Source organism: Christiangramia sabulilitoris (assembly GCF_007050985.1).
Classification (GTDB): domain Bacteria; phylum Bacteroidota; class Bacteroidia; order Flavobacteriales; family Flavobacteriaceae; genus Christiangramia; species Christiangramia sabulilitoris.
The window spans coordinates 499,761-521,145 of the sequence record NZ_VHSF01000002.1 but is presented as its reverse complement, the minus strand read 5'-3'; the positions used below and the strand labels follow the sequence as shown (position 1 = coordinate 521,145).

Below are 21,385 nucleotides of genomic sequence, written 5' to 3'. Positions count from 1 at the left end.
CGTGAAGACATTTTTTTTAATAACAGGCACTTATGTAGGAATTAAAGAATTTGAAATTGTGATATTCAAATATATTCTTTTGTTCCTAATCTATACTGAATATATATTGTTTGAACTCTGGATTGGATCCTGAAGAGTTCAATTTCCAAAAATTCAAATCCCTTATCAATGTAAGGAGCTTAATTATCTGTTTTTACCCTGTTATTTTAGAGTGGGTAACGGAAAGTTTTAATAAATCCTTCTGAAAAGCCTGTAATCCTTCTCCCGGTTTGACGGGATGGCCAAGTTCTATTAAAGATCGTTCCAGGGAACTTAGCACGGCAATGAGATCGTTCGAAGAGACCGATCCCATATGGCCAATTCTAAAATAAGATTTTTTAAGTTCCGGAAGTAACCCTCCGGCGAGGATCACCCCGTCTTTTGATAACTTTGCGAGTAAAGCAGAACCATCGACTCCTTCAGGGTAATAAGCTGCCGTAAGTGTATTCGCCGAAATTTCATTTGATTTTGGTAGAAAATCGAATTTTAGCGCAGCTAACCCGGCCCTGAAAGCTCTCGCCAGTTCGCGATGTCTTCTCACCCTGGTTTCCATGCCTTCTTTTTGAATAATTTTCAGGCTTATTTCAAGGGCAACAATCAAATTTACAGGTGGTGTACCAAAGTAAGAAGGTCTTCTTTCTTCATAAGCTTTCATAATCGGTAGCCAGTTATTCCAGTCGGAATAATAACTTCCTACGGATGTCTTTCTATTTTCCCAGACTTGCATGGCTTTTTCAGAAGCGACCAATAAGGCCAGGCCGGGGGGAACCCCTATAGCTTTTTGAGATCCGGTTAATATCACATCGATTCCCCAATCATCCTGGTTAATCTCTTCACCGGCGACAGAACAGACGCCGTCTAAAATACTCAGGCAATTATATTTTTGAGCCAGTTTAGCAATGGGTTCAGGATCTACCCGAACACCGGTTGAGGTATCTACATGAGTCAGCGTTAAAGCCTTGTATGTGTTGGTTTTCAATTCATTTTCAATGGCGTCAAGATCTACTGTTTCTCCGATAGGTGCTTCAAAAATAGTAGTTTTCGCACCATATCTATCCATGATATCCTTATAGCGTTTGCCAAAATACCCGGTCGAGATGACCAGAACCCGATCATCTTTTTCAACCAGGTTGGCGGCTGCCATATCCATGGCTAAAGTTCCGGTTCCGGCAACGATGCATGGCTGTCCCAGTGGCGATCTCCAGACTTCTCTCATCAGCTCGATACATGTTCCGAAGGTTTCTATAAAGTCTGGCGCCACATGACTGGTGGTAGCTCTGCCCATGGCGTGCAGTACCTCCGGTTCGAATTCTATGGGGCCGGGGATCATTAATAATTTTCTGCCTTTCATAATTTTAGTTATTCTGTATTCTTACTTCAAATTATTCGTCACCCTGAATTTATTTCAGGGTCTCACTTTCAGGTTAACTTTCATTAGATGGAGTTTTTTGGTTAACAAACGAAAGCAGAAAAGCCCAAGGCGTGAAATTGAACGTCCTGAGCTTTCCATAAGATTTATTTATCCATCACCAGTTCGCGCTTTGCGGTTTTTTTCTTTTCAGCAAACTGGTTGCTGGTGTTTTTCTCTCCACCGGCTTTAAGCGCTTTTTCACCTGCGAAGAAGGTCTTATGATCATCTCCCAGGTCTGAACCTGCCATGCGCTGGTGTTTCACACAGGAAACCCCTTTACGGATCTCCTGTCTTTGCACACCTTCCACATAAGCCAGCATCCCATCTTCAGAAAAATAACCTTTGGTAAGATCATTCATATGCAATGCGGTAGTGTGATAAGTGGGCAGGGTGATGAGGTGGTGGAAAACTCCGGCTTCCCTGGCTGCATCTTTCTGAAAGGTTTTGATCTTTTCATCTGCACGATGGCAAAGTTCAGATCCGTCATATTCAGCATCCATCAGGTTATTTCTGTCATAAGCCGTCATATTCTCACCTTCAGCAAGCATTTCTTCGTAAGCCTGGTTACGGAAGTTGAGCGTCCAGTTAAAAGAAGGGGAGTTGTTATAAACCAGTTTAGCGTTTGGAACTACTTCTTTTACGCGGTTCACCATATGCGCGATCTGTTTAACATTCGGCGTGGGAGTTTCTATCCATAACAGGTCTGCCCCGTTTTGCAGGCTGGTGATACAGTCTAAAACCACACGGTCTATATTAGAACCATCTTTGAATTTATAGAGTCCGTTAGGCAGTCGAACCGGGCGCACCAGTTTACCGTCTCTTTTTAAAAGCACATCGTCTTCACGGGCATCTTCAATGGCTATAGTTTCAGCCTCTACAAATGCCAGGTATTTTGAAGCCAGGTCACCTTCCTGCTGACTTACCGGTAACTTCTGGGTTAAGCCGGCGCCTTCAGAATCTGTCCTCGCTACGATAACTCCTTCTTCAACTCCTAATTCCAGGAAGGCATATCTAACCGCATTCAGCTTGGCGATAAAATCTTCGTGAGGAACGGTAACTTTCCCGTCCTGGTGCCCGCATTGCTTGGCATCTGAAACCTGGTTCTCTATCTGGATGGCACAGGCCCCGGCTTCGATCATTTGCTTGGCCAGAAGGTAAGTAGCCTCCTCGTTTCCAAAACCGGCATCGATATCGGCAATTATAGGTACAATATGAGTTTCGAAATTATCGATCTCATCCTGTACATCTTCACCCTTTTCCAGCCTTTTAAAAAGGTCGTTCAGCTCCACAGCATCGGCCTGGCGCAGGAAATCATAGATCTCCTTGATAAGGGCCGGAACCGCCGTTTTTTCGTGCATGGATTGATCTGGCAGCGGTCCGAATTCTGAACGCAAAGCGGCAACCATCCATCCAGACAGGTATAAATACTTTTTATTCGTTGTTTTATGATGTTTCTTTATGGCGATCATATTCTGTTGCGCCACAAAACCATGCCAGCTACCAAGAGATTGGGTGTATTGAGAATGATCCTGGTCGTATTCGGCCATATCCTTTCTCATGATAGCGGCAGTGTATTTCGCAATATCCAAACCGGTTCTAAAACGATTCTGGGTGATCATTCTGGCGGCATTTTCCGGGTTGATGGAATTCCAGCTTTCCCCGTATTTCTGTTTCAGGTTTTGAACCTTTTCCAGGGCAGATTGATACTTAGTTTGCGATAAATTTTTCATAATTTTGTGTTTGATTATTGAATTTTTCTGAAATTTTGATAATTAGGTCTCGCAATCTATGGCAGTAGTTGCGAGACATTTTTTTATAGGTATTTATACGCCGGAAGCGTTAAGAATTCTTCGAACCTTTCTGAAATTGCCAGTTTGTCGAAGAGTTTGAAGGCTAATTCAAACCTGGTGTTCTTTTTAATATTTGACTCTCCATATTCGGTAAGTATCTTTTCAACTTCATCGTCGAAAATATCGATATACAGCTCCATGTTGAATTTTCTTCCGTCTTCCAGGACCACTTCGTTTTTCAACCATTGCCATAACTGGGTTCTTGAAATCTCGGCTGTGGCAGCATCTTCCATTAAATTGTAAAGTGCCACCGCACCATATCCGCGCAGCCAGGCCTCCATATAAAGGATTCCGACATTGATATTTTTCCTGATGCCGGCTTCAGTAACGGTTCCCTGCGGGATTTCGACCAGGTCTTTTTCTGTTATCTGAACATCATCTCGCATAACGTGCAGCTGATTTGCCTCAGGCATATGCTTATTGAATTCGGTCATGGCAACTTCTATGAGCGCAGGATGCGCTACCCAGGTACCATCATGACCATTCTTTACTTCCCGCTCTTTATCTTTTCGAACTTTTTCGATGGCAGCAGCATTAGCGCGATCGTTATTTTTGATCGGAATTTGTGCGGCCATCCCGCCAATCGCCAGGATTCCGCGTTTATGGCAACGCTGGATCACCAGTTTGGAATAAGCGTCCATGAACGGGGAGGTCATGGTCACCTGGTCACGGTTAGGCACCACAAAATCTTTATGGTTCCTGAATTTCTTGATGTAGGAGAAAATATAATCCCAGCGACCGCAATTCAATCCTACGATATGATCTTTTAATTCATAAATGATCTCGTCTAATTGAAAACTCGCAGTGATCGTTTCAACCAAAACGGTAGCTTTAAAAGTTCCTTTTGGCACCTCTAAATATTCCTGGGCAAAATTGAATACCTCATTCCACCAGCGCGCTTCCAGGTAGTGTTCCAGTTTTGGAAGGTAGAAATACGGAGCCGTATCATTTTCCAGCATGGTCTTAGTATTATGGAAAACGTACAATCCAAAATCTACCAGGCTGCCAGACATTTCTTTATCCTCAACTAATAGGTGTTTTTCATTTAGATGCAGACCTCTTGGACGAACCAAAAGAACCGCGGTTTCTTCGTTTAATTGATATGATTTCCCACGTTTGGCATCTGTCAACGAAATGGTCTTTTTATTGGCATCGATGAGGTTACGCTGACCTTCCATTACATTTTTCCAGGTAGGAGCAGTACTGTCTTCCAGGTCGGCCATAAAGGTTCTTGCTCCTGAATTCAAAGCGTTAATGATCATCTTCCTGTCCACAGGTCCGGTAATTTCAACCCGCCTGTCTTTAAGATCCTCTGGTATCTCTCCTGCTTTCCAGTCTCCTTCGCGAATGGCTTTGGTTTCAGATGGAAACTCCGGCAAATTACCTTCATCAAAATAATTTTGCTGTTCCTTTCTTTTTTCCAGAAGGGATAAACGCTGAGCATTAAATTTCTCATGAAGCGCGACGATAAAATCGAGGGCTTCATCGGTTAAGATCTCAGGGTAGTAATTGGTAACTTCTTTTGAAAAGTTTAGAGAGGCAATTTTTAATGATGTGGTTTCCATGATTTTAATGTTTTATAGGACAATATTAAAACAAAGAATTTAATAAAACAAGCGAACGTTCGCTAAATGAATAAATTCGCGATTTGAGGTGTTTCGCGGAATTGTATATATTTGATTTATGGAAGAAGATTATATCAAATTGATCTTTGGCTTGAAGCTAAAGCAGATAAGGACCGAGAAGAATTTATCCCTGTTCGGATTATCCAAACTTTCAGGATTATCGAAGTCTTATTTGAATGAAATAGAAAATGGAAAAAAATATCCCAAACCAGATAAAATTGCTCTGCTTTCAGACAAATTAGAGGTGCCATATGATCAAATGGTGTCCTTAAAGCTGGACAAAAATCTTGCTCCGATAGGGGAGTTGCTTCAGTCGAAAATTCTAAAGGAAATTCCGCTGGACCTTTTCGGGATCAAGGAAAGTAACCTGATAGATATAGTCTCTAATGCCCCGGCGAAGGTGAATGCTTTTATAAGTACGATCATTGAAATCGCCAAGCATTATAACTTCAGCAGAGAAAGTTTTTTCCTGGCTTCAGTGCGATCCTTCCAGGAAGCGAACAATAATTATTTTGATGACCTGGAGCAGCAGGTGCTCAAGTTTGCCAAAGCTTACCAGGTAGACCTCACTAAATCTCCCACTTCAAAAGAACTGGAGGAGATTCTTATCGAGGAATATGGTTATAAGATCAATGAAAGTGAACTGGCTAAATATGAAGACCTGGAAAGCCTGAGGTCTGTTTTTATACCGAAGACCAATACCTTATTACTGGCCGATGGAATTGATGAAGCTCAGCGAACTTTTATTTATGCCAAGGAGATCGCCTATAATTTCCTGGAGATATCAGATAGGCTGCATTCATTTCCATGGATAAAATTCGAAAGATTCGACCAGGTGTTGAATAATTTTTATGCTTCCTATTTTGCAGGAGCCCTGGTCATCCCTAAAGAAGAACTGACCTTAAAACTGGAGGAACTATTTGAAAAGGAAACTTTCGATGCCGAGTTGTTCACGAAAATGCTTAACGGATTCAATGCTTCGCCGGAAACCTTTTATCAACGTTTAACCAACATCCTTCCAAAGGCATTTAATATAAAGAACCTGTTCTTTTTAAGAATTACGCATCGGGCAAATAGTGGTAAATATTATCTGAATAAGGAGCTGCATTTAACCCACCATCATTCCCCCAGGGCAAACGAAACCAATGAGCATTACTGCAGGCGCTGGATGTCTCTGAAAGTTCTGGAAGGCATAGCCGATTCTGGGAATTCCCATGAATTTGGAATTCAGATCTCCAACTATCCCAGTCATGAGAACCAGTATCTGATCTTTTCGTCGGCCACCCAGGATCCTTTCCGGGAGAATCAATACAGAAGCATTAGTATTGGGCTGCTTTTAAATAAACAGCTGGAGCGTAAGGTGAAATTTCTTGAGGATGAAAATATCATCCGCAAAGATGTTGGGGTGACCTGTGAACGCTGTGCTATCCAAAATTGTGAGGTACGCCAGGCTCCGGCTATCGTGCTGGAAAAGCGGGCAAGAAATAGCAAGATCGAATCCATTGTGGACGAGTTAACCGAGAAATTTCAGGCTTAGAACTTTAAAAAAAGAAACTAAGCTAAACCTCCCTGATAAAATTGGCATAAAATGAAAGTGTCCGGAAAACCTAAAAAGCCCTGGCCCACGAGAGATGCCATGGAGCAGGTCTATAGTAAAAATCTCTGGGGTGGGAGTAGGTCTGCTTTCTATTCCGGAGCCGGCTCTCATCATTCGGAAATCATAGATCCGTATATCGCAACGGTGGCTTCCTTTTTAAAGTCATTTAAAAGCCCGCCGGTGGTTTGTGATCTTGGTTGTGGAGATTTTAATGTTGGTAAGGAGTTAGTGAATTTCGCGGGACAATATAAAGCCGTAGATATTGTAGAGCCATTAATCAGGTATAATTCTGAAAAATTTATACAGAAGAACCTGGAGTTTTATTGTCTCGATATAGCGACAGATGATCTGCCATCTGGAAACATCGTTATCTTAAGACAGGTGTTGCAACACTTATCAAATGATGAAATTCACGCTATTTTAAGGAAGTTGGTAAACTTCGATTATCTAATCCTGACGGAACACCTTCCGGAAGGAAATTTTAAACCTAATATCGGGATCATTTCCGGACAGGGCACCAGGCTGAAAAAGAATAGCGGTGTGGATATATCGGCTCCACCATTCAGCTTTAAATTCAAGGAAAAGAAGCAATTATTATCGATCCCGGCGATGAACCATAAAGGTATTATTGAAACTCTTCTTTATAGGATTCACTAAAAGACTTGAGGCTTAATTAAAGATTATTTGAAGATAGTAATGGTCTAAAATGAAGGAGGCCGGATTCACTTAAAAAAGAGTTTCAGCAAGAGAGGTATTCTGAATAAATAAAAGATCCAGTGTAGGTTAGTACTGGGTCAAAAAATATCTAATTACATCAGTAGTAGTTACAATGCCTATCAGGTTATCATGCGATACTATAGGTAAAGCATGAAAATCATTTTGAGTAAATATGGTAGCGACTTCCCTGATACTGGTTTCAGGGGAAACGCTCACTACTTTTTTTGTCATTACGTGTTCTATAGAGAACATGTCGTAAACGGTAGTCTCGATCTCTTCTTCATCATCTTCAACCGCATCTGCGAAAGAAATTCTCAACAGATCATTATAACTTAGCATACCTACTATATGCTCTCCTTCTACAACGGGTAAATGTCTTATACGGTGTTTTTTAAACAGTGCTTCGGCCTGGGAAAGCTCATCCTGCAGATGAAGCTTTATGAGGTTTTTCGTCATTATTTCGGAAACAGGAACTTGCTTATCCATAATCTATGTATTTCAGGAGGTGATCATTCATCAAATCATTATTCGATACTTAAAAATACGGCATATTAGCCTAAGTATATCTGTTCAAGCCACTTTTTTGACTTAAAAGGAATATCTGAAACTGGAGGAAATTGGTATAAAAAGATGATGACATCACTGACAAATAAGAAATTGTAATCAGATCTAAAGAACAAGCTTAATAGTGTTGAAAGCTAAACCTAAATTGTAGATTTAATTTATTCCCAGAACTTCTTTGGGCATATGCATCACTACGAGCATATGAGGGACATCTACGGCTTCTGCAATTTTTAGATCTCCAGCCAGAGAGCATAAAGCATAGGCCTCATTTTCACTCAAATTATGCTCCTGCATTAAATAATCGATCATGTATAATGTTGCCTTCTTAGCAGCGTCATCTATAGTAGTTGCAAAACCTGTAGTCGCATAGTAATCTTCGGTTTCATATTGAGGTTCTTTCATGGTTTTGTTTTTTATAACCTCTAATTGATAAATTACTCTTAATGGAGCTTCAATGGCTGTGCCACATACCTCACCAAGGCCTTGAGCTGCGTGTCCATCCCCAACCGAAAATAATGCGCCTTCGACGAATACAGGGAAATAAACGGTAACACCTTCTGTAAGATTTGGATCGTCCATATTTCCTCCATTTGCTCGCGGAGGAATGGTAGATAGCATCTCTTCTGTTGGCGGGGCAACTCCCATAACACCTAAAAACGGTTTTAATGGGATCTTGATCTTATCATTAAAACTTACATGAGTCCTGTCTTTACCCAGTTCATAAATTCTCAAATATTCTCCTTTTATGGAGTCTGCGACAAAACTAAAGCCCGGGTAAATCGCATTAAAACCCCATGCACCAAGCTCAATTTTAAGCAGTGTAACCTTTAATATATCCCCGGGAGCGGCACCTTCAACATAAACCGGCCCGGTTAAAGGATGTATAGGTTCAAAATTTAGATTCTTTAAATCTTCTACTGTAGAATTCGGATTTAATTGCTCGTCAAAAGCATCCTCTGTAAAGACTTCAATTATAGCACCCGATTTAACCTTCAGAATTGGTTCTATAGCACTACTAAATTTATTATGGGTCTGATCTTTGGTAAGCGTGAATTGCGGAGTAATTGGATTTTCACTTTTTCCTGTTTCCAATTTTTTTGTTGCCTGTTCTTGCTCGGTACTTTCATTTTTACAGGCAACCAGGATCAAAGTAAAAAGACAAAAGGCGGATAGTAAAATACTTTTTTTCATGATTTAGCTTATAAAAAATAATTAATAATAAAATTTCTAATCTAGATAGACGATTCCAGCCTGGCTGAGATATCCTCAGGTAAATTATTCCTGTGTTCTTTCAGGATAATTTTATAAATCTCCATCCCCTCCGAGGCATCAGGATTTTATAATACAGTACGGTTGACTTCTAAATATCTCAGCATCTAATTGAGATTAATTTTACAGAATTTCTCACCGTACTATTCCAATCCAGATATACTTTTTCAACATCTAATTGTGACAAATAGGAATTGTGAAAAGCCCATTATAAATTGTTGCTTTGAAAAGCAGGGGTGATCTAATATATTAATTATTAGTCAATTGGGTTTTAAACCAAAATTTAATTTCATATTTCTTATAATTCTATTCATCTAAGGTCAGAACATTAATAGTATTAGAATCTTTAAATTGTAAGGCATATGGATTTGGAGGTAATTCTGTCACGAGAGCGGGACCAGGTTTACCTTTTGTATACAATTTCCAGAGCGCTCGTTCCGGTTTTTATAGTAGAATTTATGCAGAAAACGAGCTTTAAAAGAATATCGGTGTGGATATATCGGCTCTACCTTTCAGCTTTTTGTTCAAAAAGGAGAAGCAATTATTATCGATCCCGGCGATGAACCTTCAACGTGAGCGTGAAACTTCCCGTTATGTCAGATTGAAGATTCCGGGTCATGAATGAAATTGGGGTGTTTTAAATTTTTAGCAACTAAGTTGTTCAAAAACAGTCGTTTATGAATATATATTTAAGAAGAAATATATTACCTTTAGGTTGAACCAACCACGTTGTAATATGAAAACTCGATTAAACCTTTGGGTAGTTCTCTTTACCCTATTGATGTTTTTCTCCTGTGCTGAGAAAAAAGAATCTGAACCTTCAGAAAAGGATGAATCCAAGGCGCAAATGGAATCCAGGATCCTTGATTCCAATAAAGCGCTATTTCAAGCCTGGAATGATCAGGATATGAATCTTATTGATCAACATATGGCAGAGGACTTTGTAAGATACCAAAATGGAGAGAAGACCGGGGAAGGCAGGCAGGCTTATAAAGATCTTATGAATCAGTTCCTCACCGCGATGCCAGATATGAACTTTAGCTACGATTCCATCGAGGTCATAGGGAATAAAACCTATACGCAATGGACGGCTACTGGAACCCAGACCGGAAAATTTGGTGATTTACCTCCCAGCAATATTAAAACCACGGTACATGGATTTACAGTTGGAACTTACAACGATGAGGGCCTGAATACGAAAGAAGAGACCTATATGGATCCACTTAGTTTTCTGGAACCCTGGGGTTATACCTTATCGCCACCAGCAGAAGAGTAAGGGTGTCAGAGGAAAAACCGGCTTTATAAAACCTGCTACTTAGCAGGCTTAACCCGTGTACCAACCAGGTGATAAGAACCTGTGGGATTAACAACCTGACAGGGATATTTTAAATGGAATAACTTCAGTGAAAAAGTGTGTCATGAGCTGGATTAACTAATTGAATCCTTAGATAATAAATGAAAGACTCCGGAAGGGGTCTTTTTACCATATAGTGGACATAGAAATAATTTTTCGTTCAATTTGTCGATTCATCTACACATTCAACCGCAAAAATTATCTAGACTAAGCGTTTATTTAAGAAAGCTCTGCCAGAACCTGTTTTTAGATATTTTTCGAAAGCATAAGCCTTGTATTTATCATGAAAGACAATTTGCGTCACCAAAACAACCGGTAATCTAGATTGTGTAGACTTTACTTTTCCCGTATTATGTTCTTTCTTTCTACGAACAAAATCAGAAGTACAACCCACGTAAATTGAATCGTCACTACACCTTACTAAATAAACGGTCCATGCATCCATAATTAGACAAATTAAATCAGGGTGGACTTTGTCCACCGAAGCTCGCCAGATTAAACTAAAATTATGGAAATGGTCTAAAATAAAAAAAGCTCGCCTTCGCTCTAAAAATGAGCTTCGGCGAGCGAAGGTGGAGTCGGAGGGAGCACTAATACACAAAATGAGATATTATTGTAATAACCTAATAACCTAGTGTAGATTCATAAAAACAATAAATAAAGGGGTTTTAAAAGCTTTTTTTAATTGCAATGGTTTTATTTAATTTGTATTTATTTGTGTATTACCGTACAATAGCCGTACATTTTTGGTAATTTTGTATTGTACTAATACTAAGGGTTATGGCTACAGTCAATTTTTTATACCGTTCTAAAAAGGAAAAAGCACCTGTTAATCTCCGTTTATTGTTTCGTTATAATGAAAAGGATAATGTAATAGGAGGAAAGACTCAGGAAATAATCTCAAAAGACTACTGGCAGAACTTTCACGATAAAAAAAGAATTAAGGATATTGAAATGAGAAACCTTCAAACAGAGGTTAATCAACAGCTGAGTAAATTAGAAAGTTTTATCCTAGATGAATATTATAAAAGCGATCCAAGCCGAATTGATAAACCCTGGTTAGAATCAGTTATTTCTAATTTCTATAATCCTAATCAGACTGGAAAAGAGATTCCTAAGGATCTAATAGGGTATATTGAATATTATCTCGATTATAGAAAAAACGAAATATCTAAAAGCAATGTAAAGAAGGTGAACATTGCTAAAAATAAGATGCTTAGACTGCAAAAAGAATTAAGAAGGACTATTTATATTAAAGATATAAATGAGGGCTTTAAAAAGGCTTATGTTGATTTCAGTAATAAGCACAATTACTCCCAAAATACACAACAACGGGAGTTAGTATTGATTAAAACAATCTGCTTTCATGCTAAGCACCTAGGATTAGATATCCATCATCAATTAGACGGACTTAAACTACAAAGGGAAGAGGTTAAGCATATTTATTTAACGCCGGAGGAAATAGAAAAAGTTGAGAAGCTTAAATTGAAAGAGGACTATTTGAATAATGCTAGAGATTGGCTTTTAATAAGCTATTTTACGGGACAAAGGGTTTCGGACTTCATGAGGTTTACCAAAGATATGATCCGGAGGGAGGATGGTAAATTTTTACTAGAGTTTCGCCAGAAAAAAACTAAAAAGTTAATGTCTATTCCTTTCACCAAAAAAGCCAGGGAAGTAACCGAAAAATATAATGGTAACTTTCCCAGAGCTATTAGCGCTCAGAAATACAATGACTATATTAAGATAGTTTGTAAAAAGGCGCAGATAAATGAAGAAGTCCAGGGAAAAAGGAGGGTAAGTATTGCCCCGGATGGAGTAACGCCGACTAAAAACGATTATAGAGATATTTTAGATACCTTTAAAAAATGGGAACTGGTTACTTCTCATATTGGAAGGCGCTCATTTGCTACTAATCACTATGGTAGAGTGCCTACAACCTATTTAAGAACAATAACAGGGCATACTTCAGAAAAGGCCTTTCTAAATTATATTAAGAAGAGCAACAAGGATTTAGCCTTGGATGCTTACAACTACTTTGAATAATGGATAAATCAAAATTTTACAATTTTTTAAATCAACTTGATTCATCAATTCTGCTAAGTAACATATTAAAGAGGACAGAAAATTCATTTCAAAACGTAGAAGAAATTTATAATAATAACTTATGTGTTTGGTACTTTAATAATAGTGATGAAAGATCTGTAGAAAGTGATGAATTTGTGCCGGTGAATGGTGTTGCAAAAGATATAGGTAAATTGAATTTTTCTAAATATCAAGATGGCCTTGAGTTGACGGAAAAAGATTTTATCGAAAATGAACTTAGTCACATAGCAAAATTGGATTTAAGCCTTTTGAAGAAACCTAGCTATAAAAAGCAGGTTAAAAAATATATTAATCTTCTTCATTCTAAGCTGAGAGATGATGAGAAACTTCCTATGGAAGGTGGTCATTTATCAATCTTTGCGCCTGGTGCTTTTCAATTATGGGAAGTTCTTTTTGAAGAATGGAAGATTAACGAAAATAGTAGAGCCGATGTTAGTTTCATTTTTGAAGCAATGCGGCGTGATCGTTTAATACATCCAACCGTAAGTAAGGTTAATTTTCGAGATTGGATAAACGAAACCTACGAAATATCACTGAAGAAAATTGAATTTACGAACATTAAACAAAGTAACAATAGGCATAGACTTAGTACCTATTCCAATTTGAAACAAGCTTATAAACTATAATAATCACTGGCGGCGAAAAAGTTGCAAACTGCGGTCTTTTTAGTCGTGATTCCAGTACTTCATTGCGCTTATAATTTTAATATAAGAATCAATGGAACATTCAGTTTTATTACAAAGCGTTACTCCTGAAAAGTTAACAAGACTAATTCAGGAAAGCGTAAAAAGTCAGCTTGAAACTTTTCAAAAAACCTTCAGAAAACACGAAGCTGAAGACGAACTTCTTACAAGAGAAGAAACCTGTAAACTTCTTAAAATTAATTCCAGTACGCTGTGGGCATGGACTAATAAGGGCAAAGTAAAAGCCTATGGTATTGCTAATAGAAGATACTATAAGAGAAGTGAGTTAATGGAATCTCTAACTGAATTAAAGAAGTAGGGTTATGGAATTGAATGATATACACGGAGATAAAAAATATTTTGATCAATTACGATTAATCTATTTAGCGTTTAAAGAACAACCTATGACTATGAAAGAGGCAGATGTTTATACGGGTGTAATGAGGGAAAACATTTGTAGATATGTTAATACTTTACTTAAGGAGGAACGTCTTGCGATATTGAAAAAAAGAAGGTGCTCGATAACCGGATATCCTTCTGTAAATGAATATACCGCAGATCCCGAATTATTTCCTAAGTCAAACCAACTAAAACTATTTTAAAGATGAAAAAGGAAAGTTTAAATAATAGGAAAGAAGCTTACTATTTCTCTCACGATAGTAACGCCAGGAATGATGAGAAAATTTTAGCGTTACGGATGGAATTTGGTATGGAAGGATACGGGGTGTATTGGAGCATCATCGAAAAAATGAGAGAAAATAAAGACTATTGCTGCTCGAAAGATTATAAGTTAATAGGCTATGATCTTAGGGTTGATCCGGAAACCATCCAAGAAATAGTGGAAGATTTTAATTTATTTGAATTTACAGAATGTGGAACTAAATTTTATTCGAAGAGCCTTCTAGAAAGAATGATGAAAATGCATGAGAAATCTGATAAGGCTCGAGAGGCTGCCAATAAGCGTTGGAATAAGAAGGAAAAGAATGATTCTACTTTAATGCGAACGCATAGCGAAGGCAAAGCATTAAATGAAAAGAAAGTAAAAGAAAAGAAAGAAAAAGAAATCTCTCTTTCTGCTTTTACAGAGAATGATTTTTTGGAAGATTGGGCTAAATGCAGAAAAACTTATAAGAATGCAGATTCTAATCTTAAAAGACTTAAACCAGAGGATCTAGCGAACTTTAAAAAGTTTAGGGAAGATTATACTCGAGAGGAATTTAGAATGGCTTTAAAAGGCTTATTTCAGCAGGAGAATATAAAGTATAACACGATGATTACTCATCCTACTCATTTTCTTGAAAGAGTAGATACTTATGTTGAAGCCTTTCTTGCTAAGGACTCAAAATTATACGGCAGTAAGCAAAAGAAAGATCATTATTTGACTGGAGTATTATAGTTAGAAGGAAAGTTTTAGATAAAACCGCTAGTTGCAAAATTGGCGGTTTTTTTATTGCAAAAATCTTGAAAATGAATGTCACAAAATCAACTCTTTCTTGTTATTCAGTTGTACAAGCGTATAAAATACTCTAAATCATGGATAATAATATAAATAAAAGAAGCTCTATAATGGGCGTTCGATATAAGTCAGAGGATGTGACAAGGCTTAAAAGCAAAGCCGAAAAAGTAGGTCTGGATGTTTCAACCTATGTTAGATACGTATCACTTAACAGCCTCGAAAGTGAATAACGCACAAAGGATCCAGGCATTAAAAAATTGGATGTTAGAAAACTATCCAGATAAAAAAGATTTAGGGCAAGGTGTTTCTTCTGATCGTAAATACACCCTTCTCAAACATAGTAAATCCACAAATCAATAATAATATGAGTAAAAAAGTCATTCACTTTAACGAATCTGGATATTTAACGGAACTATCCAAGCAAACTAAAATGCAGGATCTATTTAATGATATGCTGATGGAGGCGGAAAAAGCCGAAGTTGAAATACACGATTACAAGGCATTTATAGATAACCCTGTTGAATATATCTTGGATCAATACTGGGAAGAAAACAAGCAGTTTTTTCCTAAAGGCGTTCAGAAGGAGAAAGCAATTAAAAATACTGAGTTTGATCAAAGTATGGTAAGTAAATTATTCGGAGAATATAACAGGCTTAAAGGTACTTGTAAGGGCTTGAAGGTTACTAAGAAAAGCACCGCTTTAACTCTGGATCAGGAGGATTATAATTGGTATTTAGCCGAAGGGATGGAAAAGGAACATGAAACCCTGGAAAGGTTTTTACAATGTGCCTCAGAACTGGAAGAATTTACAAACGTTACTTATGCTCAATTACAACGGGGCATACAGGGAAAATTTCTTTTAAAGAATAACAGACTTGAAATAAATCCGAATTTATTCAAAGCCTAAGGACTAAGTAATTGAGCGCATCGTTAACCCTCTTTATTTAACTTCTGGCGGTGCGTTCTTTTATTAATGATTAACTAACACAATGTATCATGCCATTTAAAGAAGGTAATAATCTTGGAGGTCGAAAAAAAGGCAGTAAAAATAAAGCTACTACCGAAATACGCGAACGCTTTAAGTATTTACTAGAGGATAACATGGATAGACTGCATCAGGATTTTGATGAGTTAGAGCCTAAAGATCGCATTAAGGCCTTTTTAGATTTGGCACAGTATGTAGTGCCAAAATTAAAAAGTACTGAGATAAAACAAGATAAAGACCAACCAGTAATTACTATAGATTTTACAGAATAATGAAGGCCTCATTTAAAACAATACCTGAGTTTATTAATCTACTGGAAGCGCATGATTTATCCAGTCATAAAATTTGCACCGTACTAGAAAAAGGCTTTAAAATATTTGGCGATGAAAATTTAGATCCGGATCAACTTAAAGAACAATTAAGAGAATACTGGAGTAAATATTCAAACGCATCTGAGAGGCCTCTTCTGTTAGATATAAATCAGGATATAGAGGAATATTTAAAAAGCCAGACAGAGCAGGAAAGGGTGGGGTTTATGGCAGTTTATTATAATCTAAAGGCGGCTAAAATAGCCTCTTTATACAATAATACCGGTATGCATGATAACAAAATTTTTCTTCTCGGTGAAGTTGTATGCCAGTTTGAATAACCCCATAAAAACAGATTTATATCAAATTAAAATACCTCCTTCTATTAAATTAGTAAGGAGGTAATTTTAACTAATTATAACTAGTTTATTCTAGAGTAGTCCCATCATCAAAAATGATTTTTTCAGGATTCCAAACTATTACTAAATCGTCCAAATCTTTATTCTTTAACCTGGAATCGCTATCCATGAACTGGTTGTAGTCAGTAGTGTAAGTGGCTTTATGAGTTTCACCTGCCTTGATTGGATCATCAATAGTAAGATTTATAGATTTTATTTCTGTATCAAATAAATCCTTAATTGAAAGCGAACCCTTAAATGCTCTTATATTTTTATCGCTTTTATTCTTGAAAGCTAATCCATAAGTCAAATACTCCTGGTATCTAAATTCTTCATAACCCTTATCATACATAGCAACGGTAAGAGCCGCACCTAATTTGGATCTTCTTTCCTCTTCTTCTTTTTGTGCCCGAGCTGCTAATTCTTCCTGCTCTTTTTTATAATTTTTGGCTTCTTCTAAAATATCAGAATAAGACTTACCTTCTAAACTTTCACCAGTTAGACCTGATTTAAAAATCCATCCTGCAATTAACTTTTTCTCATCATCATCAACATTACCAGATTCACCTATTTGCTTTAAATCTTCTTGCATTGTTTCCTTATTGTAATTCTTGTCCAAAGGAGATGAGCAGGAAATCATAATAAGTCCGAGGACTAAATAAAAATACTTTTTCATTCTTAAGTAATTTGGTTAATTAAATAAAATGGAGGATTCTCCATACTTGTACTCGGTAGGGAAATAGTACGGTTAAATATAAAAAAAATAATAAGATAAAAAATAGTACAGACTCAAAAAATAAATAGGAAATAATCCTAAATTTGGGAAATAATCCTAAAATGAATGTATGTCTCTTAATCATTATATCGGAAACACTTTGATCAAAAATCAAAGATCTCAGCCAGCTAATACTTTAGGCGGTATTGAGATAGATTACTATTTTATGGCTTCAAAATTCGGTGGTAGCCAAACTGAAATTTCCTTAAATCTCTGGACAGTCCTGGTAGATTGTGATGGTTTTATTTATTGCATGAAAACTATACATATTGGTCATTTTTCTACTTGGAAAGAGGTTATAAAAAATAGGATAAAAGACCATTTAGTAAAAATTGGAATTGATAGTTTAATTATAAAAAGATTGATTCGTGATATCGAAATTAAAAAAGAAGGTCATATTATACCTAAAGATATTAGGTGCGGAGGAGATAGAATTGGAATTGATGGGAGTGATGAGGTGTACATTAGAAGATCAAAATTTACATATTTGAAATGATTATCTTACAATATGCAAAGATCCTTGTTTTTATTATTCTTATTTCTTTCTGCTTTAGGATATACACAGTCAAAATCTTATCAAAGTTTGGCAAGTGAATATTTAGGAATATTCGAAGATTCAGATATCACGATTGAATGGATAAAGAGAGATATTACTATTAATGAGGGCTACATTACTATTGTTAGCTATGGTAATGAAGTTGTAGAAATTCAAAAATGGACTATTCAAAACGAAAAGCAACTTAGTAATTCAAGTTCTTTGGAAACGATTTATTATACTTATTTATCCTCCGCTGAAGAAAGGGAGTTTCCTGCAATATTCACTCTAATAGAAAATTCGGATAAAAAAGTTGAAATAATAACTTTCGAAGTTCCAATAAAATTTCACCATCTTATTCCGGAAGGATCTCCGAAAGAAGTCCGGTTCTTGATTGATTAGAGCATACCGTACATTAATCGTACAATTTGAGGTATAAAAAAACCGTAACCCTTATAAAGTATAGGATTACGGTTTTTTATTGTGGAGTCGGAGGGGTTCGAACCCTCGTCCAAACAAGCAATTCAGATGCTTTCTACACGTTTAGTTTTCACTTGATTGTCGATGCAAAGCCGGCCGAAAACCACCAACTTTCCACGTATCCTCGCTTAAGTTTCGGAAACTCATCAAGGCCCTGAGCTCCCTATATTTACTTTATCGGTGCCTCTGGTGTGGACGCCGTAAATCAGGGCTTCCACGAGACATCTCGGCTCCCTGCCTTGCAGGGACTAAGTATAACCTACTGTGATTCGGTTACGCAGCCAAGGCGTAGTTATTCTCGCCGTTTAAAAAAGTGTGAAATATGAGATTTAAGAGCTATATCCCAGCGCTCTACGTGCTTACAACTCAATTAGACTCGCTGTCAAAACCAAGTCGACCCCATTAAATAATGAACATTTTCTTTGTGATTATCTGGGCGTTTCCACCTCGCTTTCGCTTGGCGGTCGGGCTATTCGCTGCAATCTTTTTTATTGTGCTTCGACCCTTCGACAGGCTCTGGGCTCAGCACTTCAAAAAAGGATTTCCGCTGCTATCCCTAACGCGAATGAGAACTTTAATTACCGTCATTATGTCCCGATCCTTCGGGAGGTTCAGAATCTCATCATAAAGAACCTGAAACGAGTTCAGGTTGACGAATCATAAATAATTCCAGTCGTCAAATTTCAAAGAAATCCGATTGTAGTTTACAATCGGGCCAGCAAAGATACTCAATTAAATTTATATCTTTGGAACACTTCAAAATTGGACAAAACCCATACCAGAATGATAAAATTCGCCCTGATCAAAGAACGAAAAACTCCACCAGATAGAAGAGTGGTTTTTTCACCACAGATGCTAAAAAAAGTGGTTTCCCAGTTTCCGGAAGCTTCTTTTAAAGTGGAAAGTTCTGACGTCAGGATATTTAGCGATGATGAATATCGAGAGGCAGGTTTTGAAGTTTCCGAAGATATCAGCGATTGCGATGTACTTCTGGGAGTAAAAGAAGTGCCCATCCCGAATCTGATACCTGACAAAAAGTACTTTTTCTTTTCTCATACCATCAAAAAACAGCCATATAATCGAGATCTGCTTCGCGAGATCCTGAAACGAAATATCGAATTATACGATCACGAGGTGATCACCAATAAGAACAAGGCGCGTTTAATTGGGTTTGGACGTTATGCCGGCCTGGTGGGCGCTTATAATGGGATCAGGGCGATAGGAATCAAGGAAAACAGTTTTGAACTTCCTAAAGCCGAGACCTTGCCAGATCTTAAATCAATGCTGGCAGAACTTGATAAGATCAAGCTGCCTGCTTATAAATTCGTTTTAACGGGTAGTGGTAAGGTTGCGCATGGAGCCAAAGAGATCCTGGATCACCTTAATATTAAAAAAGTAGAAATTGAGCAATATCTGGCGAATGAATTTAATGAGCCGGTATATTGCCATATCGATGTGCTGGATTATGCCAGGAGAAAGGATGAAGCTACAGGAAGTCGGAAGGAATTCTATAAGGTACCCGAAAATTATGAATCAGATTTCATGAAATTCGCGAAAACCAGTGATGTATTTATTGCCGGCCATTTTTACGGGCAGGGCGCCCCGGTGTTTTATACTAAAGAGGATATTCAGCATAAAGATTTCCGCATAAAATATGTGGGAGATATATCCTGCGATATAGCAGGTCCTGTGGCCAGTACGATTCGACCTTCTACCATTGCCGAACCATTTTATGGCTATGATCCTGAGACCGGAGGGGAAACAGATTTCCGAGATCCTAAAGCGATCACGATCATGGCCGTAGATAATTTACCCTGTGAATTGCCTAAAGATGCCAGTGAAGGATTTGGTGAAATGTTTCTAAAGAACGTGATCCCGGCTTTTTTCAATAATGATAAAGATGGCGTTTTGGGAAGAGCAAAAATGACCGAAAACGGTAGGCTTACCCCTTTATATTCCTATTTGCAGGATTTTGTGAACGGTGAAGACATATAGTCAGGTAATAATGAGGATACCTACCTGTTAATTCCTGATCCTTATGAATCCTGGATTCAGGTAGAATTCTAATAAGCCGGTGCAGCAGATTCCGAGGAAATAAGCGAGCAGGTCCCAGGTAGAAAAACTACTGCCTATAGCGATCATGACGAACTCAGGTGGTTGATACTGGAATACCTTTACAATATTGATCATTTGAAAGAATTCTAAAGCGAACGTGAAGGTCAATACCATCAATAAAGCCTTTATCACAGAAATATTTGAAATAGACATCAAGAGACAATAGAGCAGGATTACCACCAGGAAGTCTCCCAGGTAAGGTCTAATGAAGTCATCCTGAACATAGGCTGCGATGAGGATCTCCACGATTAAAAGACCGGCAAAACCTAATAGGTAATATTTTCTTTTGTTCCTGGCAATTTTCAAGTTCAGGTTTTTTGCTTGATGTTCATTAATTAATCTACTGTCATTATTTACTGGAAATATCCAGTTGCAGTATGTCCTCTTTATATTCCCCTGGTAAGATCATTTGTTTAAATATACGTTCCATCCGCAACTTTTTTCCAATTTTGTAGGCATGGATTAGCGAAGGCATTATGAATGATCTTCTATATCCCAGCAGTTTTTTCACATGGCTAGGTAAAACCATTTTCTGCGTTTCTGTTAGGATAAAATATCGGAAAGGACCTAGATCCCGGCGATAGCTTTTAAAAAGAGCCCTGGAAAAAGAACTGTACACCTGGTTATTTTTCAGGTGTGTTTTTCTCGCAATTTGCCAGTCCCCTAGGTTTCCCGGAAGATTTGGTATTTCCATTCCAAGACCAACCTTTTGAAATACTTTATAGATATCTTCCTTTTCAGAATAAGTTAGCCGTCGTTCCAGCAATTCGAATGCGCAGATGGAATAATCGATGAGCATAAAGAGAACGTCCCTGTAAGCCCGGGCAGGAATGCTTGAATTTCTGTTATTTTCCACATTCCTGTGTATCGCATTGATCTTTTTAATTGCATTCAAAGCTGCTTTTTCTTCTGAAAAGACAATTCTGCGGGCGTAGCTTACGGTTGAAAATAATCTTTTTAACGGATCAGAGGGAATTTGGCCGGTATAGAATAACCAGTCTACAGATTTATTCAGAGCAAATTCTGCTGCCGCCCCGGCAAAAATAACCAGAACCGTATCAGATTTCCCCCATATCTGGTGGACGATTGAATTTTTAGCTACGAAATAGGCCATAATA

General features: G+C 37.7%; 24 protein-coding genes and 1 other RNA gene. 15 read left to right on the top strand and 10 right to left on the bottom strand.

The features are described from left to right. Positions 1-193: 193 nt before the first annotated feature. The 3 genes from FGM01_RS08885 to aceB form a co-directional block, all read right to left on the bottom strand. Positions 194-1,390 (bottom strand): pyridoxal-phosphate-dependent aminotransferase family protein, encoded by a 1,197-nt coding sequence (locus tag FGM01_RS08885; protein WP_143410820.1) that lies wholly within the window; start codon positions 1,388-1,390, stop codon positions 194-196. A 164-nt stretch (positions 1,391-1,554) separates the two neighbouring features. Then, the gene (locus tag FGM01_RS08880; protein WP_143410819.1) at positions 1,555-3,180 is read right to left on the bottom strand and encodes an isocitrate lyase; all 1,626 of its coding nucleotides are present in this window, start codon (positions 3,178-3,180) and stop codon (positions 1,555-1,557) included. 83 nt (positions 3,181-3,263) lie between these two features. Beyond that, a complete protein-coding gene (gene aceB / locus FGM01_RS08875; protein ID WP_143410818.1) occupies positions 3,264-4,865 on the bottom strand; it encodes a malate synthase A in 1,602 nt (533 codons plus the stop codon). Between the two features lie 118 nt (positions 4,866-4,983). Between aceB and FGM01_RS08870 the strand changes: the two genes are divergently transcribed. Both FGM01_RS08870 and FGM01_RS08865 read left to right on the top strand, forming a co-directional pair. Further along, a complete protein-coding gene (locus FGM01_RS08870) occupies positions 4,984-6,462 on the top strand; it encodes a helix-turn-helix domain-containing protein (RefSeq protein ID WP_143410817.1) in 1,479 nt (492 codons plus the stop codon). Positions 6,463-6,513: 51 nt separating this feature from the next. Then, entirely contained in the window at positions 6,514-7,179 is a 666-nt protein-coding gene (locus tag FGM01_RS08865; RefSeq protein ID WP_143410816.1) for a class I SAM-dependent methyltransferase, read from the top strand. A gap of 126 nt (positions 7,180-7,305) precedes the next feature. Here FGM01_RS08865 and FGM01_RS08860 read toward each other — a convergent pair whose 3' ends face one another. After that, entirely contained in the window at positions 7,306-7,725 is a 420-nt protein-coding gene (locus FGM01_RS08860; RefSeq protein ID WP_143410815.1) for a CBS domain-containing protein, read from the bottom strand. Positions 7,726-7,956: 231 nt separating this feature from the next. Further along, positions 7,957-8,994, bottom strand: a complete 1,038-nt coding sequence (locus tag FGM01_RS08855) for an acetamidase/formamidase family protein (RefSeq protein ID WP_143410814.1) — start codon at positions 8,992-8,994, stop codon at positions 7,957-7,959. A gap of 814 nt (positions 8,995-9,808) precedes the next feature. Between FGM01_RS08855 and FGM01_RS08850 the strand changes: the two genes are divergently transcribed. After that, positions 9,809-10,348, top strand: coding sequence for an ester cyclase (locus FGM01_RS08850; RefSeq protein ID WP_143410813.1), 540 nt, complete (start codon positions 9,809-9,811; stop codon positions 10,346-10,348). Positions 10,349-10,628: 280 nt separating this feature from the next. Here the strand turns inward: FGM01_RS08850 and FGM01_RS14710 are convergent, their stop codons facing one another. Continuing rightward, positions 10,629-10,871, bottom strand: a complete 243-nt coding sequence (locus FGM01_RS14710) for a GIY-YIG nuclease family protein (protein WP_143410812.1) — start codon at positions 10,869-10,871, stop codon at positions 10,629-10,631. Positions 10,872-11,206: 335 nt separating this feature from the next. Between FGM01_RS14710 and FGM01_RS08840 the strand changes: the two genes are divergently transcribed. From FGM01_RS08840 to FGM01_RS08805, 9 genes are all read left to right on the top strand, one after another. Next, on the top strand, positions 11,207-12,472 hold the full coding sequence (locus tag FGM01_RS08840) for a tyrosine-type recombinase/integrase (RefSeq protein WP_143410811.1): 1,266 nt from the start codon (positions 11,207-11,209) through the stop codon (positions 12,470-12,472). Beyond that, entirely contained in the window at positions 12,472-13,158 is a 687-nt protein-coding gene (locus tag FGM01_RS08835; protein ID WP_143410810.1) for a hypothetical protein, read from the top strand. Before FGM01_RS08840 ends, FGM01_RS08835 begins: the two co-directional genes overlap by 1 nt. A 91-nt stretch (positions 13,159-13,249) precedes the next feature. Continuing rightward, a complete protein-coding gene (locus FGM01_RS08830) occupies positions 13,250-13,534 on the top strand; it encodes a helix-turn-helix domain-containing protein (RefSeq protein WP_143410809.1) in 285 nt (94 codons plus the stop codon). 4 nt (positions 13,535-13,538) lie between these two features. Beyond that, positions 13,539-13,817 (top strand): hypothetical protein, encoded by a 279-nt coding sequence (locus FGM01_RS08825; protein ID WP_143410808.1) that lies wholly within the window; start codon positions 13,539-13,541, stop codon positions 13,815-13,817. A gap of 2 nt (positions 13,818-13,819) precedes the next feature. Beyond that, the gene (locus FGM01_RS08820) at positions 13,820-14,611 is read left to right on the top strand and encodes a DUF4373 domain-containing protein (RefSeq protein WP_143410807.1); all 792 of its coding nucleotides are present in this window, start codon (positions 13,820-13,822) and stop codon (positions 14,609-14,611) included. A 137-nt stretch (positions 14,612-14,748) separates the two neighbouring features. Next, complete coding sequence (locus FGM01_RS14705; RefSeq protein WP_423738347.1) at positions 14,749-14,901, top strand: plasmid mobilization protein; 153 nt, start codon at positions 14,749-14,751, stop codon at positions 14,899-14,901. A gap of 134 nt (positions 14,902-15,035) precedes the next feature. Next, positions 15,036-15,578, top strand: coding sequence for a hypothetical protein (locus FGM01_RS08815; protein WP_143410806.1), 543 nt, complete (start codon positions 15,036-15,038; stop codon positions 15,576-15,578). An 89-nt stretch (positions 15,579-15,667) separates the two neighbouring features. Continuing rightward, entirely contained in the window at positions 15,668-15,928 is a 261-nt protein-coding gene (locus tag FGM01_RS08810; protein ID WP_143410805.1) for a hypothetical protein, read from the top strand. Then, positions 15,928-16,305 carry a hypothetical protein gene (locus FGM01_RS08805; RefSeq protein WP_143410804.1) on the top strand — a complete coding sequence of 126 codons (378 nt, stop codon included), beginning with the start codon at positions 15,928-15,930 and terminating at the stop codon, positions 16,303-16,305. Before FGM01_RS08810 ends, FGM01_RS08805 begins: the two co-directional genes overlap by 1 nt. Before the next feature lie 85 nt (positions 16,306-16,390). On the opposite strand, the gene FGM01_RS08800 is transcribed toward FGM01_RS08805, so the two are convergent. Further along, a complete protein-coding gene (locus tag FGM01_RS08800; protein ID WP_143410803.1) occupies positions 16,391-17,038 on the bottom strand; it encodes a hypothetical protein in 648 nt (215 codons plus the stop codon). A gap of 169 nt (positions 17,039-17,207) precedes the next feature. Between FGM01_RS08800 and FGM01_RS08795 the strand changes: the two genes are divergently transcribed. Next, positions 17,208-17,633 carry a hypothetical protein gene (locus FGM01_RS08795; RefSeq protein ID WP_143410802.1) on the top strand — a complete coding sequence of 142 codons (426 nt, stop codon included), beginning with the start codon at positions 17,208-17,210 and terminating at the stop codon, positions 17,631-17,633. Between the two features lie 12 nt (positions 17,634-17,645). Next, on the top strand, positions 17,646-18,074 hold the full coding sequence (locus FGM01_RS08790; RefSeq protein WP_143410801.1) for a hypothetical protein: 429 nt from the start codon (positions 17,646-17,648) through the stop codon (positions 18,072-18,074). A 79-nt stretch (positions 18,075-18,153) separates the two neighbouring features. Here FGM01_RS08790 and ssrA read toward each other — a convergent pair. Next, positions 18,154-18,553: a transfer-messenger RNA gene (gene ssrA, locus FGM01_RS08785) on the bottom strand. A gap of 382 nt (positions 18,554-18,935) precedes the next feature. On the opposite strand from ssrA, the gene FGM01_RS08780 reads away from it, so the two are divergent. Continuing rightward, the gene (locus FGM01_RS08780) at positions 18,936-20,147 is read left to right on the top strand and encodes an NAD(P)-dependent oxidoreductase (RefSeq protein WP_143410800.1); all 1,212 of its coding nucleotides are present in this window, start codon (positions 18,936-18,938) and stop codon (positions 20,145-20,147) included. A gap of 27 nt (positions 20,148-20,174) precedes the next feature. On the opposite strand, the gene FGM01_RS08775 is transcribed toward FGM01_RS08780, so the two are convergent. Further along, complete coding sequence (locus tag FGM01_RS08775; RefSeq protein WP_143410799.1) at positions 20,175-20,573, bottom strand: ribosomal maturation YjgA family protein; 399 nt, start codon at positions 20,571-20,573, stop codon at positions 20,175-20,177. Between the two features lie 43 nt (positions 20,574-20,616). Continuing rightward, the gene (locus FGM01_RS08770) at positions 20,617-21,381 is read right to left on the bottom strand and encodes an oxygenase MpaB family protein (protein ID WP_143410798.1); all 765 of its coding nucleotides are present in this window, start codon (positions 21,379-21,381) and stop codon (positions 20,617-20,619) included. Positions 21,382-21,385 lie beyond the last annotated feature (4 nt).